Consider the following 15,451-nt stretch of genomic DNA (forward strand, 5'->3'; position numbering starts at 1 on the left):
ATTTAATAAAATCAATATATTGATGCATTATTCCTCGCGGCCGTTGCGCCAGCGGGCAGAGAAGCGTATGTTTTTTATACATTCGGGCATTGTTCCTGTATAAAATTTGTACATCTGCATAATTTTCTTACAGGGGCTACCGGGCAAAATTGAATAAAAAACGCGCCCGCCTTGAGGGCGGACGCGTGTTGCTGCGAGCAGATTGTCGCGGTTATTTGCTGGCGGAAGTGGACAGACCGGGATATTCCATGCTGCACCCGCGGGTTTGCGGGCTGCCAAGCGGAACGCCTACCTCAGTACCCATGCGCTGGTCTGCTCGTTGCAGAAGGGCGCGCAGTTCATCTCGCAATTGCTGTAATTCATGCCCCAGACGGGGCAGCGTTTCCGGCGAGGTGGTCTGGTTGTAGCTCAGGTGGGCAAGCTCGTTTTTTTTCAGCATGATGCTTTTGCGCAGTTCGTTCACCTTGGGGGAGTATTCGTCAATGACGGCCTGGGCTTTGGCCCGCTGCGCGGGCGAAAGCTGTTGCAGCCATGTCCGCATATCTGCGGCGTGGTTGGCTGCGGGGCTTCCCGGCGAAGGTGTATATTCCGCATAGTCGGTCTGATCCGCCGCCGTTGGCTGGGGGAGGCACAGACTGGCCAGAACACAAAGGGAAAGAAGGGGTTTCATCATAAAAGACCTTCTGAAGAATAAACTCGTCCCGCTCTCATACCAATCACTGAGCGGGGTGGCAAGATTCCCGGCTTTGTGGGCGCAAGGGATGATTATTTTATTGCAAAAAGCGTGCAAATTTTTTTACTCGTGGTGCGCCTCTGGCGGTGCCGCGCGCAATACAGAGTGTGCCGTATGAATATGGAAAACAGCACGGCTGAAAAAAACGGGCAGGAAGCTGCGCAGCAGGGCGCAGCCGCAGCAAGCCCCACAGGCTCCGCAAGTTCCACAGATAAGTCGCGGACAGTGCAAACCGTTGCTGTTGGCGCGCATACGCCGCTCGGCCTGCTGCTGGGCGGGGCCGCCGTTGTGCTGGCTCTCATGGTAACGCTGCTGACCCTTATTTCCATTGACCGCAGCGAGGCCGCCATGGCCCGCCTGCTGGCGGAAAAGGGTTCATCGCTGATCATCGCCTTCGAGAGTATCCTGCGTTCGGGCATGCGCAGCGAGGCTGGCGTCCGTCTTCAGGTGCTGCTGGAAGAAATGGCTGAAAGCCCCGGCATTGTTTTTGTGGCCGTGACCATGCCTGACGGCACCATTGTGGCGCACAGCAACCCTGCCCGGCTTGGCGAAATTTTGCAGGTGGGCTCGCACGAAGCCGATGAGGCCACCATGCGCGACCTTGCCCCCGACATGCTGCCCCACTGGGGCATCATGCGCATGGAGGGGCGGCGCGTGTTTGCCGTGTACAGGCAATTTTCGCCGGGTATACGCGATCTGCCAAGGGGCTTTCCGCTGCCGGTGATTTTTCTCGGCCTTGATCTTTCGCCCTTTGAAATAACGCGCAGCCAGAACCGGGACTACGTGGCCATGCTGGCCGCAGTGACCCTATTGGTGGGCCTGGCCTGCCTGGTGGCCCTGTACTATGCCGAGCGGGCGCGGGAATCGCGTCAGCGGCAGCGCATGGCCGAGGGCAAGGTGCGCAGGCTTGAAGAAGAAGTGCGCCGCAAGGAAAAGCTGGCCGCTGTGGGCAATCTGGCCGCAGGGGTTGCGCACGAAATCCGCAATCCTCTAAGCTCCATCAAGGGCTACGCCACCTACTTCGGCCAGCGCTTTCCCGAAGGCAGCGAAGACCGCGAGGCCGCCAATGTGATGGTGCACGAGGTTGACCGGCTCAATCGCGTAATTATGGATCTTATAGGGCTTTCGCGCCCCAGCGATGTGAGCCCGCATCCGACTGATCTCAAGCTTGTGGTGGATCACGTGACGCGTCTCATCCATCAGGATGCGGACAAGCGCAATGTCAAGATTGTCTGCCGTTCGCCCCGGCGGGTGCCGCTGGCCCTGGCCGACCCCGAACGCATGGGGCAGGCCCTGTTGAACCTCTGCCTCAACGCTCTGGACGCCATGCCCGAGGGCGGGCAGCTCACGCTTGCCATTGTGGAGCGCAAAGGGCGCGTGTGCCTTATGGTGCGCGATAACGGCACAGGTATTGAGGCCAGCCAGCTGCCGCATATTTTTGACCCCTACTATACCACCAAGGGGCAGGGTACGGGGCTGGGACTTGCCATGGTACACAAGATTGTGGAAGCCCACGACGGCGAAATCAGCGTTACCTCGCGCCCCGCGCAGACAGCGCGCCGTGGTGAAACCACGTTCCGCATCTGGCTGCCCCGCGCGGCGGAAGGCACGGTGGCGCAGGACAATCGTAAAAAATGACCTGCGCGGTTGCGGCGCGGCCTGGGATTTCAGGTTTTTGCCAAGCATAAAGTGAGGATACGGTGAGCAACTGCATACTGGTTGTAGACGATGACGATGCCCACCGCGGCATGCTGCGCACCATGCTGCGCTCCTGGGGATATGCTGTGGAAGAAGCCACGGACGGCGACGAGGCCGTTCCTCTGGTGCGCGAAAAATCCTTTGACGCAGTGCTGACTGACGTGCGCATGGCGCGCATGGACGGCATCCACGCGCTCAAGAATATTCTTGAATATAATCCAGCACTCCCCGTGGTGCTCATGACGGCCTATTCCTCTGTGGAAACTGCCGTGGAGGCCCTGCGCCTCGGCGCATACGACTATCTGGTCAAGCCGCTGGATTTTGAGGCGCTCAGACATACGCTTGAAAAAGCCATTGAACATTCGCGCCTCAGTGTGGAAAACCGCGAGCTGCGCCGTCAGCTCGGCGATGCCGCCGCGCGCCCCGGCATCCTTGGCCGTAGCGCCTCCATCCGCGCCATGCAGGAAATTATCGCCACCGTTGCCCCTACCGAGGCCACTGTGCTTATTTCCGGTGAATCCGGCACAGGCAAGGAACTGGTGGCCCGCGCCCTGCACTGCGCCAGCGCCAGAGCGGATAAACCCCTGGTAACGGTGAACTGCGCGGCCCTGGCCGAAAATCTGCTGGAATCCGAACTGTTCGGGCACGAAAAAGGCTCGTTCACCGGCGCGGACCGCCGCCGCGAAGGGCGCTTTGCCCAGGCCAACGGGGGTACGCTTTTTCTGGACGAAATTGGCGAAATGCCTCTTGCCCTTCAGTCAAAGCTTTTGCGCGCCTTGCAGCAGGGCGAGGTGCAGCGCGTGGGGGCCGATGCCGCCATAACCGTAGATGTGCGCATACTGGCGGCCACCAACCGCGACCTGCGCGAAGAAGTGGCTCAAAAGCGCTTTCGCGAGGATCTGTATTTCCGCCTCAACGTCATCTGTATTGAAGTGCCGCCCCTGCGCGACCGCGCCGAGGATATTCCTGTGCTCGCCGCGCATTTTCTGGAACGCTTTGCCAGCCGCAACCGCAAAAGTGTGCGCGGATTTTCGCCGCAGGCGCTGGCCTGCATGCTGCGCTACGGCTGGCCCGGCAATGTGCGAGAACTGGAAAACGCCGTGGAACGCGCAGTGATTCTCTGCAACGGCGACCTCATCACCGAGCGCGAATTGCCCTCTGTGGTCACTGGCCCCGCCCTGCCCGATGAACGCCAGCCCGAGGTGGACGCCTCCCTGGCAGGTCTGCCCCTTGATGCCGTGGAGCGCCGCGCCATTGAGGAAACCCTGCGCCAGACAGGCGACAACAAGAGCGAGGCGGCCCGGCAGCTGGGAATTACAAGGGCTACCCTGCATAACAAGCTCCGCAAGTACGGCCTTGAGTGATCGTGTTCTTTTGCGCGCTGACGGCGTTCCGCTGCGGGGGCGACATCGGTCATGGACCGAACGTCCACTCCCTCTGTCGCCTCTTGCGGGCCTTGCCAGCGCACAAAATTCCTCCGATCACTAGGTGGATGTGGGGCTGGGTTCTTTTGCGCGCTGGCAAGGAAGAAGTGTATAACACTCCTCCGAGCATCAGTTACGGATGGAAGGCGGGGCTGTTGCACCCTGGCGGCGTGCCCCTCTGAGGTCATTTTGGGGTGATTGGCCTGAAAAATCAAAGGAAATGGCGAGTTGCACTGATGAATGCCGCGCGGTAAGGCATTGGAGAGAGGTTTTCAATGAGAACAGCAGAAGACGGCATTGCCTTGTATCGTGGTGCTGATGGAGCAATGCGGCTACTGAAAATTGTTGCAGTTCTACTTGTTATTGCATGCGCTGAAACGTATATGTATTGGAAATTTTCAGTGCCAGCGAGCAGCAGCGCGGGTGAGTCAATGGCCTTGTCACCAGAAGCGGCTCGTGAGTATGTCTTAAAGACGAAAAAATTGATTATTATTGACGTGCGCAGTCAAAAAGAATTTGCAGATGGGCATCTTCCAAACGCCGTCAACATGCCACTATATGCTTTTCAGAATTCTGTAAAAAATATTCCGCAGGAATCTGCTGTGCTGTTGCACTGCCAGTACGGTTACAGGGCGCTTCAGGCATACAAGCTGTTCAGGCGGTTGCGGCCAGACATCACCAATGTCCGTTACGCAGCGGGGCAGTTGCATTTTTCATTTTTGCAGAAAGAAGGCCAGTCGGGCCAGTAAGGACAAGCCCGCCTGTCACCGCGACAGCACGCCACAGAAATAAGGCTCGCTGCTCCTGCTGCCTGAGCCGACCTGACGCTAAAAACTCTCAAGCCGAGCCTCTGCTTCTTTTTCCATATTTTCTTCATTGAAAAAGAGTACCAGCAGAGCGTTTCTGTTTCGCGTTTCCGTCTTGCGCAATATTTGCCGGATGTGGGTTTTGAGCGTGTTTTCAGAAATATGCAGCCGATCGCAAATGGCAGACGTATCGCACCCCTCCAGAATCAGACACAAAACATCCCGTTCGCGCAAAGAAATGCCATATTTCAGGGCAAAATCAGCTATGCTGTCTGCCCGGCAGCGTTCGCTTTTGTGCGATTCCTGCGGGGTGAAGGCTTTGTGCTCTGTTTTGTCTTCGCTGTCCGCCGTGGGCGTTTTTGATACCCCGGAAAGCGTCAGGGCGTACTGGATGCGGGAGCTGACATAGCTGAAGGCCGTAGTGAGAAAAAGGCACCAGAATGCAACCGGCACTGTACCGGGAAAGTGCTCCACAAAGCGGTATACGCACAAGAAAGCCATAAGCATTACAAGGTAAGGAATGGCAGAGATCAGGCCGCGCCGTGGAGAGTGTCTGCCGATCTGAGCAAAGACTAGCAGAAAGTACAATTGCGCAATGCCACGGCACGCAAGATCAATCACATAAATGATCCAGTAGATGACTGTCCCCTCTGTGATGATCACAAGGGTCGGGGATAAAATTACCCCGCCAATGCAGAAGAGTAACAGGCGCATGTCAGTGCCGTACTTGTCAATCAGCACGCCAACAATGGGATAGGCCAGCCACGTATACAGGTGTACCTGGGCGGGGATGGGAAAGGCCTGACTGTGAATCCTGTAAAAGGTAATGTCGATAAAGGCGTTTAGCAGAAAAAATATAAAGGCGATGACTGTCAGGTATCTGAGTGAAATTACTGTCAGCCTGTCTGACTTGCGCACAATTTCCAGGCCTTCTGCTGGCGGTTGTTCTTTGAACAGACAAATGGCCGCCATGCCGCCGCTCACGAACTGAAGGCACAGCATAAGCCATTGCAGCGCTTCATCTGAAAAGGGAAAGATGTATAAAAACAGCCAGAAAAAATCCCCAACAGCAAAGGCAACGCCCAGGTGAAAACCGGGTGATGAACTGCGGGCAAAGAAATTTTTGAGCAACGGGGGCAGAACCGCACCGCCCCAGAAACAGGCTCCGTAGGAGTAAATTGCATTGTGCTGGAGTATGCTTCCCGTCCACAGCAGCGCGCCCATCAGGGTCAAGGCCACGGCGCACGGGGCGCCAAAGCGTTTGGGAAGCCAGGTGGAAAAAAGCAGCCCGCCCAGAATTATGCCGCCGCAAAATCCGGCAACCGCGTTTTGCAGGGAAAAAGATACAATGCCAAGTCCCCGGCCTTCCAGAAAAATTACAAACTGGGCTGCCAGCAGGCTGGCAATGCCCATGCCGGAAATGACTGGCAATCCCTTTTTGCCTGATTCCATTGGTTCTCCGAGAGGTCAGCGTGGCTTGTCATCAGATAGTCAGTTGCAATTGCACTACCCCCTAAAAGAACACCACATTTATTGTGGGTCAATAGCAAATTCGTATATGTGTTATTCGATGCTGGTCGCATTATTTCACTTTGCCCCCGCTGAATATTGCCCGAAAGCTTTTTCCAGCGTGAGGCCTCGGTGAACTTTAGCGAAGTGCAGCAACAGAACCATCTGGATTGACTGGAGAACAGTGCAAAGGAAGGTACCCGAACAAGCGTTCGGGTACCTTCCTCTTCAAGCCATGCAACATCTGTAGCCCGCTCAAGCTGATAGGGCTTTTGTCACCGGCTGCGCATGCCTGCGTGATCAGCTAAACCTGCAAGAATTGCTGGAATGCTGGCACGTAAGCGGCATCACGTTTATTCAAGTTCCGCAGATCCATCGCCGCGCAGGGTAATTTTCTTTACGCCGCTCAGGTCGAGGTTTTGCCAGTTCACCTGACCGCCATCGCTGTCAACGGCGATCAGTTCCCACCCCTTGGGGCTGCCGTTGATGTTGATCTTCAGGCCTTCGCCACTGGCAAGCGTGTCGTTGCCCAAAAGATCCTGAGCGTTGCCGCCTGCATTGGAGTCAACAAGGCCAAGACGCTGGATGGTAAATCCTGTGCCGTTGGCGACAACGATTTCCTGTGCAAGGGCTGCTCCGGCGCTGAAACCAAAGAGCATCAGCGCTGCGGCAAAAGAAAGGATAAAACGTTTCATATAGGTATCTCCATGTAATCCAGGGTGCGGTGGGACGCCGTGTGCTGAAGTCGGTAGGCCCTATTCGGGTACGGCTTCGATGGCGTCCATAATGGTTTTGGCAGGATTTTTCGCGCAATAGGTGCCCAGGTGGGTGCCCAGCTTTTCCATCCACTGATCGCTGATGGAGGTATTGCCGCTTTTGCCGCTCATGTAACCGTCAATCCACATCACCATCATGCTTATGTTCTGCTTGTCAGCCAGAAAGTCCTTGCAGGTGATTTTTGCCACATCCTGTTCTGCTGCATGTGCTGCAAAGGGAGCAGCGCCCAGCATAAAAACAGTCAGTGCAGCCAACATATACTTTTTCATTACTTCCTCCGTCTCCGATTGATATTTAACCATGACCCCAATTATCCGAAGATATTCGTGCGGTGCTGGGGAATGCCAGCGCCTGGACGCAAAGCCTATTCCAGTGCAGGCCGCCGCGAACCCCTGGTGGCCTCAACAACCCGATCAGGCCTACACTTTGGGCAGGGTTCTGCACATCACCTTAATGTTCGATTTTGCTGGTTGCTGTTCACCCCTAGGGGTGAATAATGGCGTGATGCATGAAAAAATAATTAAATTTAACAGGGTTAACGAGTTCCAGTTGCAGCATTGATAATGCGATAATCCTGTGTCTTGTGCTTCAGCGCCTGCCCGGCAGAGCTTTTTGCCGGTCTGTTCATTGTGCTGCCGGAATGGCTGAAAGGGCGTATCACCCGTATGGGTGACAAGATTTTTTGCACAAAGGCCTCTTCGGGTGATACCGTTTTGCGTCCAATTGGAGGAAAAAGCTGCTGGAATTCTGCGTCAATGCCGCACGCATTGAAAATCTTGTTATGGAGAACATTCGATGAAAGATTCCAGCACTCACGTCAGTGGCATGATCTGGGCGGGCTATGTTCTGCTGCTTCTTTTTTCCTTTTCACTCTATTGGAGCCTGTTGTTGTGGGCTGGCCTTGGCGCTTTGGCCCTTGGCTATTACCAGCGCCGCCAGGCCCGCAAGGGAGCCATACAGGCAGAATACGCCCATGCCCAATGGCAGGTGAATACCGTGTGGCTTGCCTTGGTGCTTGCTCTTGTGGGGATTGGCGGCATCGTCGGGGTGGCTGGCTGGATGGGGAATGATCCCGTAGTAATGGCAAAGCTTGATGAACTCTCCACCGGGGATCAGCCGCCGCTGGAAATGCTGCGTCAGTTCTGGGCGATCCCGGGCAGCAAGGCTCTGGTTGCCTTTATGTGCGGCTCCACACTGCTGTATCTTGTATGGACTCTCAAGCGCACGCTGCAGGGGTTTTTGTCCATCTGGAAGGGGACTGTGCCTGCCACGCTTGGCCCTTTGCACTGGGCGGCGCTGTTGTTGGCCGTACTGATTCAGGTGGGCATTCCGCTGGTGCTTTTGTAAGCGGTGACGCTTATGCGCGGCACCGCGGTTTGCCTTGCTGTTATTTATGGTTTTTGGGGGACGGCTGGCCCCGCGCCCTGTTTGTGCGCGGCCTCGGTTCCTGCCAGGGGCAGCGCATCGTTCGCATCCATGGATCCAATGCGGAATGCCCCTGGCTGGGGAACGGGGCAAGCCGCCCACTCTCCAGTATGCTCCGCCAAATCGTGCACCAGCCTGGAGCAGGTCTATGAGCAGGCGCAGCGCGGCGATGCCGAGTCCCAGCTCTGGCTTGCCCGGCAGTATGAGAGTGGCTCGTGCGGCCTGTGCAAGGATGACCCCCTGGCTGTGGTCTGGTTAAAAAAAGCGGCAGAAGCAGATCGGGCAGAAGCGCAGTTTGCGCTGGGGATGCGCTGCTTTTTCGGTCTTGGTGTACCGCAGAATCTTGAACAGGCGGTGCTCCTGTTGCACAAGGCCGCGCAACAGGGGCATGCCGAAGCTCAATACAGGCTTGCAGGCTGTCTTGAGGATGGCTTGGGGGTAAACGCAGACAAGGCCGCAGCCGTGTATTGGTACAGTATGTCTGCCGCACTTGGTTACCCCCAGGCGCAAAACATGCTTGGCATTCTTTGCAGCAAGGGCACAGGCATGCCGCGCGATGCGCATGCCGCCGCCAGCTGGTTTATGCGGGCGGCGGTACAGGGCTATGCAACCGCCCAGTATAACCTTGCGCGCAGCTATGAGACCGGGGACGGCCTGGACAATGACAGGGAAAAAGCCCTTTACTGGTATGGTAAGGCCGCCCGGCAGGGCGATGCTGACGCGCAGGCCCGTCTTGATGCCTTTTGACTGCTTCGGAAGCCTTTGTTTTCTGGCAGTGTGACCCTGTAAATTGGTTTTCAGCACGATCCTTATGCCGAAAAACAGTATCCGTTACTTCCAATGCGCAGTCTGCATTTTGCCAATGTTGCTGCTCTTTGCCTGCCCCTATGGAGCCCGTGCGGAAGAAACGTGGGCTGTGTACTGGTATCTTTGCGGCAGCAACCTTGAGTCAGAAGACGGCGCGGCCTCTGCCGATCTGGCAGAGCTGCTCAAGGCTCGCCTGCCGGATAATGTAAAGGTGGTCATTCAGACCGGGGGGGCCAGCAAGTGGCACAGGCCCGGCATCAGCCCCAAAAACATCGGCCGCTACCTTTACCACAAAGGAAAACTTGAACAGGTGGCAAAGCTGCCGCAGGCAAGCATGGGGGATGAAAAAACGCTGACCTCCTTTCTTGCCTTTTGCAAAGAAAACTACAGCGCAGATCATCAGGTTTTCATTTTTTGGGATCACGGCGGCGGCAGCATCGGCGGCGTAGCCAATGACGAGAATTATGCATTTGACGCCCTGTCACTCAAGGAAATCAATAATTCCTTCAGGCAGGTACATACGGCCTCTGTTGCCCGCCCGCCATTTGAAATCATCGGCTTTGACGCCTGCCTGATGGCTACGCTGGACACAGCCAGCGCGGTAAGCGGTTTTGCCCGGTACATGGTGGCCTCGCAAGAGGTGGAGCCAGCCAACGGCTGGCAGTATACGGAATGGGTGAACGCTCTTGGGGCAAACACATCCATAAGCCCGGAGGCGTTGGGCAAGGCTATCTGCGATACCTATCTTGACGGCTGTAACGAGGCGGAGACAGCAGGAAACGCCACGCTTTCGCTTGTTGACCTTGCCAGGATTCCGTTCGTTAACCTTGCCTACAACGCGCTCGGCCTTGAAGCTGTTTCCCTCGCCATGGATGACGACAGCTTTTACGCCGCCTACGGCAGGCAGGCCAAGGCCTCTGAAAACTACGTGAACTCGCGTTCGGAAGGCTACACCAATATGGTGGACCTTGGTTCCCTTGTGCGGCGGCTGAAAACGGCCTTGCCCGAGTTTGCTCCGTATTTTCTGGATGCTCTGGGCGAAGCGGTGGTCTATTCGGTTCACGGCCCCTACCGGTCGCCTTCCGGCCTGTCCTGCTACTATCCGTTTGACGGCGGCAAGGCTGGTTTTTCCAGCATGATGCGGGCGGGCAACATCACCACCTTTCTGGTTCTGAGCGGGCTTCAACTGGGTTTTCTGGATACGGACAGCGCCGTAAAACACCTTGAACGCATCTCTGCGGATATTTCTGCCGCCCTTGAACAGGAAGAAAACAACCCTGAAGGAACACCGGCCCCTGTCGCACCATTGCCTCTGCCCGCGCCCCAGGCGCAGGGGAGTGCCCAATCCTTGTGGGCGCCATTGCAATCAGGCTTGTCAGCCATCCTTGGCGGGCAGAGTGCTGACGGTCAATCCCCAGGCAGCGTTGCGGCTTTGCTGGGGCAGGCAGCCAGCGCCGTTGTGGCCTCGGTGGTTCCTCTGGGGCCGCTGGATATCACCGCGCTTGAGGATTTTGAGGTAACAGTCGGCGATGGAGGCGAGGCGCTGCTCAATCTTGGTCCCGAGCGCGTCAAATTTCTGGATAGCGTACAGTTTTACCTTGCTTACTACAGCATTGAAGACAACCTGATCATGCTGCTGGGCAAGGATGCAGATATGGAAGCTGACTGGGCCGAAGGTGTGTTCAAGGATAATTTTCAGGGAAAGTGGGCTGCCCTGAACGACCATCTGGTGTTCCTTGAGATCACGCATCAGGATGATGGGGTAAACCACTATGTTGTGCCCATCAAACTGAACGGAGTGCGTTGCAACCTTATTGTCGTCTATGATTTTGGGGAAAAGGAATACAAAATCCTCGGGGCTCGCCGTGTGCAAGAAGGCGAAATGACCGACAAGGCGCTTATCAGGCTTAAGGCTGGCGACAAGGTGACCACAATCCTTCTCGCCATGCACATGGATGACGAAGACGGAGAGTTTCAGGAGGTGGAGGTGGATACCTTTACCCTTGGTAAAAAAGTTGTTTTTTCAGATACGGACATGGGCGACGGGCAGTTTATGTTCATGTTTGAAATGACAGATGTGCAGAACAATGCCGCCACATCGCAAATCGTCACCATTGAAGTGAAGGATGGCATGGCCGTTTACAGCAACTGACACGGTCAGCCGCAGTGGGCAGTTTTGCAATCTTTCCATGCTGATAAATTTGCCCCAGCGCCAAGCTGCAAAGGGGTTCATGAGGGCGCGGCCTTGGGCAGCCGGAGGCTTTTCCCCCATTCCCCGTCTGCGCCGCCAACCTTGCCACATGCCGCCGGGATCGGTATTGAACAGGCATGAGTGAATCCAAGAGCAACAACGGTGATTTCCCGGCTATGGACGTGAGCGCGGATCGGCTTGACCGGCTTGCGGATTTTTTTAACGAAGTCGGCATGCTGCGGCACACGCCCCGCACGGGATACGCCTTTCTGGGCACCGGGCAGGAGAACGTGGCCGAACATTCCTACCGTGTGAGCGTCATGGGCTATGTGCTGGCCCGTATGTGCGATATGGATCCGGCGCGGGTGACGTATCTTTGCCTGTTCCATGATTTGCACGAGGCGCGCACGGGCGATCTGAACTACGTGAACCACCGCTATGCGCAGTGCCAGGCCCGCAAGGCGCTGGAAGACTGCGTGGACGGAACCGGGCTGGAGGATGACGTGTTGCCCCTCTGGGACGAGCTGGCGGAAGAAGCCAGCCGTGAGGCCATTCTGGCGCACGATGCCGACCAGCTTGATCTTATCTGCAACCTCAAGGCCGAACTGGACAAGGGCAATGCCTTTGCCGCCCAGTGGCTGGAAAGCGCGGTAAAGCGTCTGCGCAGCCCTGCGGCGCAGCAGGTGGCAGAGGCTGTGCTGCGTGCGGATCACAACCGCTGGTGGTATGGGCAGGTTGAGCGGGAATGGTGGGTGCGGCGAGGTCGCTAAAGAACTGATTTTCTGAAGTACGAAAGGCCCGAAACCGGGCGGCGCATTGTCGCGTTATCCGGTTTCGGGCCTTTTTTTGATATTTTGCTGGAAGTGCGGACAGGTCTTTTGTTCATGCCCTGCGCTTTCTTCGCTACACTTCCCGCAGTAAAAACTAGTTGGCGACCACGGTGCCTAGCGGGGCATCGTCAAGCAGGTAGCGGCGCAGGCTTGAAGGCGAACGCCCGTCAAGAATGAGCGCGCGCTGGCAGCCAGCGTCCAGGGCGTTGAGGCAGGCTTCCACCTTGGGGATCATGCCCCCGGTGATAACGCCCGCCTCACGCAGGTTCTGGATTTCCGTGCGGTTCAGGCTGGGAATAATCCTTCCGTCAGCATCCAGCACGCCGGGCACATCAGAGATCAGTACAAAATATTCCGCGCCGATGGCCCCTGCCAGCGCGCCTGCGGCGGTGTCGGCATTGATGTTCAGGGCTTCGCCGCCCGGGCCGGAGGCCACAGGGGCCACAACGGGCACAAAGCCTCCTTCCAGCAGGCAGCGGGGCAGGGCTGGATCCACAGCTTCCACTGTACCCACCAAACCGAGGGCGGGATTCTTTACCCTTGCGCGCAACAGCCCGCCGTCGCGGCCTGAAATGCCCGCAGCGCGCACGCCCTGGCTTGTAAATTCGTTGACCACGGTCTTGTTCACCTGCCCGCAGAGCACCATTTCAACAGCTTCCATGGTGGCGGCATCGGTAACGCGCAGGCCGTCCACAAAGTGGCTTTCAATGTTCAGGCGTTTGAGCAGGGCAGAAATCTGCGGGCCGCCGCCGTGCACCACCACAAGGCCCATGCCCTGTTCGGTAAGCTGCGCAAGGTCTGCGGCAAAGGCCGAACTGAGTTCGGGCTTGTCCATGGCGTGTCCGCCGTATTTGATAACGACTGTAGCGTTTTTCATCTGTTTGATCCTTTGGCCGTCTGGGCCGGAAAGGCTGCTCCGCCTCGTTCGCGCACAGGCGCAGGCGCGGGCCTTTCATCAGTATTGCGTACTTGGTTTACAGTTGGAAGCACTAGCACCCTGTGCGCCGCCCTGCAAGAGTCGTCTGTGACAAGCGTGTGGCGATGCAAATAATTTTTGATTTGTGCCATGCGCAAACTACGTTGGCCCCTGGGCAGCGCCAACCCTCCCCGGCATTGTCTTGGAGTAGCAAAACAGCTATGGATGATACAATGGAAAACGGGGGAATTATGGCCGCAAAAAGCGCTGCAAAAGACGCGTCCCGCAACGAGGACTGGAACAGCGAAGCCTTGGCTGCGGCCAATGTGGGGCTGTGGGTCATTGATATCGACAGAAACACCGGCCATATATCCATGCTTGCCAATCCGGTGACCCTGCGTCTGCTTGGTGCAAGCGAAGAAATGACCCCCGCCCAATGCTTCAACTTCTGGGTGGACAGGGTTGATGCCCGCTCCCGCCCCCATCTTTGGGCCATCCATGATGAATTTATTGCAGACACAGCCATGCACGAGGTGCGCTACCAGTACAACCACCCCACGTGGGGGCTGGTGCCTGTGCGCTGCGGCGGGCGGCGCATCAGCGCCGATCATGATGATGTTGTGCGGGTTGTCGGATATCATCAGGATATGACGGAGCTGCACGAGGCGCACCAGAGCCTGCGCGAGGGGCTTGTGCGGCTTTCGCTGGCCTGCCGCCTGGGCTGGCTTGGAGTTTTTGAGATAACGCGCCTTGAAAATTCCGGTCTGGACATCACAGGCAACGATGTTTTTTATGAGCAGTTTGGCATCAATATGGCTTCGAATACGGCTGACAGACTTGAGATCATGGGGTCGCGCATTGTAAGCGAGGATCAGCCCAAGTGGCGCAAACTGTGCGACCCCGCAGGGTGGACGGCTGGCGGGCAGGAGCATCTGGATTTGCGGGTTGCCCACCCGCGCAAGGGTTTGCGCTGGTATGCCCTGGCCTATGAGATTGTGAGCGGGCCGGGAGTGATGCGTATTGCCGGTTATGTCAGCGATGTGACGGAGGCGCGCCAGCACGAGCGCATCCTGCGCGACGCCAAGGAGGCCGCCGAAGCCGCCAATGCCGCCAAAAGTATTTTTCTGGCCAACATGAGCCACGAGATACGCACCCCCATGAACGGCATCATGGGCATGGCGCATCTGGTGCTCAACACCCCCCTGAATCCCCAGCAGCGGGATTATGTGGAAAAAATCCATGCGACCTGTGAATCGCTGCTGGATATCATCAACGATTTGCTGGATTTTTCAAAAATTGAGGCCAACCATCTGGAGCTTGAAAATCTGCCTTTTGAGCCGCGCAAGGAACTTGAGTCGGTCATGTCCCTGCTGCGGCCCAAGGTTGGGCACAAGCTCAAGGATTTCTGTCTTGAGAGTCACATGGACCCTCGCGTCCCGGAAATCCTCTCCGGTGATGCCCTGCGCCTGCGGCAGATTCTGCTGAATCTGGGCGGCAACGCCCTGAAATTTTCCGAGCGCGGCACGGTGCGCCTGGCCGTGGAGCTGCTGGAGCAAAGTGACGGCAAGGCGCGGCTGGCCTTTGTTGTTAGCGATGAAGGCATTGGCATGTCGCCCGATGAACTGGCCCGCGCATTTACGCCCTTTTCGCAGGCGGATACGTCCATCACCCGCAGATTTGGCGGCACGGGGCTTGGCCTCTCCTTATGCCGCCGCCTGATCGCCCTCATGGGCGGGAGCATTTCTGTGCAGAGCGAGTCGGGTCAGGGGAGCGTTTTTCGTGTGGAACTGCCCTTTGCCATTTGCAGCCAAGACTGCGCGCAGGAGCAGGCAGAAGAAAGCAGCGGGGACGAAGCCGCGTCGCTTCAGGGCCTGCGGGTGCTTTTGGCCGAAGACGGCGATATTAACCGCGAGATCATGGAAGTTTTGCTGGAAGACATGGGCATAACCTGCATTTCTGCCGTCAACGGGCAGGAGGCCGTGGAAATCTGGAACCAGCGGAGCGCGGAAATTGATATTGTGCTCATGGATGTGCAGATGCCGGTTATGGACGGCTATTCCGCCACGCACGCCGTCAGGGCCAGCAGCCTGCCGGGGGCCAAAACCGTGCCCATTATCGCCATGACGGCCTATGCCATGCGGGGCGATGCAGAACGCAGCATGCAGGAAGGCATGGACGCGCACCTGACCAAACCCGTTAACCTTGCCGATCTGCGGCGCACACTCAAACAGTTCAGCCGAGGCCCGGCAGAGTAGAAATGTCTGATGCTCTGCGGGCGGCAGCAGGCCTGCCGAAAGGGGCAAAGCCTCCTTCACTTGCGTAGCGGCTCTTGACA

At 57.1% G+C, this 15,451-nt stretch carries 13 protein-coding genes; 8 read left to right on the forward strand and 5 right to left on the reverse strand.

The features are described from left to right. Positions 1-211: 211 nt before the first annotated feature. Positions 212-673, reverse strand: a complete 462-nt coding sequence (locus G449_RS0101725) for a periplasmic heavy metal sensor (RefSeq protein WP_022657578.1) — start codon at positions 671-673, stop codon at positions 212-214. A gap of 174 nt (positions 674-847) precedes the next feature. On the opposite strand from G449_RS0101725, the gene zraS reads away from it, so the two are divergent. The 3 genes from zraS to G449_RS18020 all read left to right on the forward strand — a co-directional run bounded on the left by zraS (position 848) and on the right by G449_RS18020 (position 4,604). Continuing rightward, positions 848-2,371, forward strand: a complete 1,524-nt coding sequence (gene zraS, locus G449_RS15570) for a two-component system sensor histidine kinase ZraS (RefSeq protein WP_022657579.1) — start codon at positions 848-850, stop codon at positions 2,369-2,371. 110 nt (positions 2,372-2,481) lie between these two features. Further along, positions 2,482-3,795, forward strand: coding sequence for a sigma-54-dependent transcriptional regulator (locus tag G449_RS0101735; protein ID WP_425387156.1), 1,314 nt, complete (start codon positions 2,482-2,484; stop codon positions 3,793-3,795). A 335-nt stretch (positions 3,796-4,130) separates the two neighbouring features. After that, positions 4,131-4,604, forward strand: a complete 474-nt coding sequence (locus G449_RS18020; protein WP_081640434.1) for a rhodanese-like domain-containing protein — start codon at positions 4,131-4,133, stop codon at positions 4,602-4,604. 78 nt (positions 4,605-4,682) lie between these two features. On the opposite strand, the gene G449_RS0101745 is transcribed toward G449_RS18020, so the two are convergent. The 3 genes from G449_RS0101745 to G449_RS15580 all read right to left on the reverse strand — a co-directional run bounded on the left by G449_RS0101745 (position 4,683) and on the right by G449_RS15580 (position 7,216). Then, positions 4,683-6,113 (reverse strand): response regulator transcription factor, encoded by a 1,431-nt coding sequence (locus G449_RS0101745; RefSeq protein ID WP_022657582.1) that lies wholly within the window; start codon positions 6,111-6,113, stop codon positions 4,683-4,685. Positions 6,114-6,523: 410 nt separating this feature from the next. Further along, positions 6,524-6,865, reverse strand: coding sequence for a hypothetical protein (locus tag G449_RS0101750; RefSeq protein ID WP_022657583.1), 342 nt, complete (start codon positions 6,863-6,865; stop codon positions 6,524-6,526). 60 nt (positions 6,866-6,925) lie between these two features. Beyond that, positions 6,926-7,216, reverse strand: coding sequence for an HdeA/HdeB family chaperone (locus tag G449_RS15580; RefSeq protein ID WP_022657584.1), 291 nt, complete (start codon positions 7,214-7,216; stop codon positions 6,926-6,928). A gap of 526 nt (positions 7,217-7,742) precedes the next feature. On the opposite strand from G449_RS15580, the gene G449_RS0101760 reads away from it, so the two are divergent. From G449_RS0101760 to G449_RS0101775, 4 genes are all read left to right on the forward strand, one after another. Beyond that, a complete protein-coding gene (locus tag G449_RS0101760; protein WP_022657585.1) occupies positions 7,743-8,294 on the forward strand; it encodes a hypothetical protein in 552 nt (183 codons plus the stop codon). Positions 8,295-8,432: 138 nt separating this feature from the next. Further along, the gene (locus G449_RS15585; RefSeq protein WP_159060411.1) at positions 8,433-9,119 is read left to right on the forward strand and encodes a tetratricopeptide repeat protein; all 687 of its coding nucleotides are present in this window, start codon (positions 8,433-8,435) and stop codon (positions 9,117-9,119) included. 115 nt (positions 9,120-9,234) lie between these two features. Next, on the forward strand, positions 9,235-11,331 hold the full coding sequence (locus G449_RS0101770) for a clostripain-related cysteine peptidase (protein ID WP_022657587.1): 2,097 nt from the start codon (positions 9,235-9,237) through the stop codon (positions 11,329-11,331). Between the two features lie 176 nt (positions 11,332-11,507). Continuing rightward, positions 11,508-12,140 carry an HD domain-containing protein gene (locus tag G449_RS0101775; protein WP_022657588.1) on the forward strand — a complete coding sequence of 211 codons (633 nt, stop codon included), beginning with the start codon at positions 11,508-11,510 and terminating at the stop codon, positions 12,138-12,140. Positions 12,141-12,294: 154 nt separating this feature from the next. Here the strand turns inward: G449_RS0101775 and argB are convergent, their stop codons facing one another. Then, positions 12,295-13,077, reverse strand: coding sequence for an acetylglutamate kinase (gene argB, locus G449_RS0101780; protein WP_022657589.1), 783 nt, complete (start codon positions 13,075-13,077; stop codon positions 12,295-12,297). Positions 13,078-13,349: 272 nt separating this feature from the next. On the opposite strand from argB, the gene G449_RS0101785 reads away from it, so the two are divergent. Continuing rightward, positions 13,350-15,371, forward strand: a complete 2,022-nt coding sequence (locus G449_RS0101785) for a hybrid sensor histidine kinase/response regulator (protein ID WP_245559804.1) — start codon at positions 13,350-13,352, stop codon at positions 15,369-15,371. The last annotated feature ends 80 nt before the right edge of the window (positions 15,372-15,451 follow it).

It is taken from the genome of Desulfovibrio desulfuricans DSM 642, assembly GCF_000420465.1.
Classification (GTDB): Bacteria; Desulfobacterota; Desulfovibrionia; order Desulfovibrionales; family Desulfovibrionaceae; genus Desulfovibrio; species Desulfovibrio desulfuricans.

Bases quoted from the DNA above. Each gene is read 5' to 3' on its own strand.
- G449_RS0101725 (WP_022657578.1), bottom strand. From the start codon at position 673: ATGATGAAACCCCTTCTTTCCCTTTGTGTTCTGGCCAGTCTGTGCCTC.
- zraS (WP_022657579.1), top strand. From the start codon at position 848: ATGAATATGGAAAACAGCACGGCTGAAAAAAACGGGCAGGAAGCTGCG.
- G449_RS0101735 (WP_425387156.1), top strand. From the start codon at position 2,482: ATGCTGCGCACCATGCTGCGCTCCTGGGGATATGCTGTGGAAGAAGCC.
- G449_RS18020 (WP_081640434.1), top strand. From the start codon at position 4,131: ATGAGAACAGCAGAAGACGGCATTGCCTTGTATCGTGGTGCTGATGGA.
- G449_RS0101745 (WP_022657582.1), bottom strand. From the start codon at position 6,113: ATGGAATCAGGCAAAAAGGGATTGCCAGTCATTTCCGGCATGGGCATT.
- G449_RS0101750 (WP_022657583.1), bottom strand. From the start codon at position 6,865: ATGAAACGTTTTATCCTTTCTTTTGCCGCAGCGCTGATGCTCTTTGGT.
- G449_RS15580 (WP_022657584.1), bottom strand. From the start codon at position 7,216: ATGAAAAAGTATATGTTGGCTGCACTGACTGTTTTTATGCTGGGCGCT.
- G449_RS0101760 (WP_022657585.1), top strand. From the start codon at position 7,743: ATGAAAGATTCCAGCACTCACGTCAGTGGCATGATCTGGGCGGGCTAT.
- G449_RS15585 (WP_159060411.1), top strand. From the start codon at position 8,433: ATGCGGAATGCCCCTGGCTGGGGAACGGGGCAAGCCGCCCACTCTCCA.
- G449_RS0101770 (WP_022657587.1), top strand. From the start codon at position 9,235: ATGTTGCTGCTCTTTGCCTGCCCCTATGGAGCCCGTGCGGAAGAAACG.
- G449_RS0101775 (WP_022657588.1), top strand. From the start codon at position 11,508: ATGAGTGAATCCAAGAGCAACAACGGTGATTTCCCGGCTATGGACGTG.
- argB (WP_022657589.1), bottom strand. From the start codon at position 13,077: ATGAAAAACGCTACAGTCGTTATCAAATACGGCGGACACGCCATGGAC.
- G449_RS0101785 (WP_245559804.1), top strand. From the start codon at position 13,350: ATGGAAAACGGGGGAATTATGGCCGCAAAAAGCGCTGCAAAAGACGCG.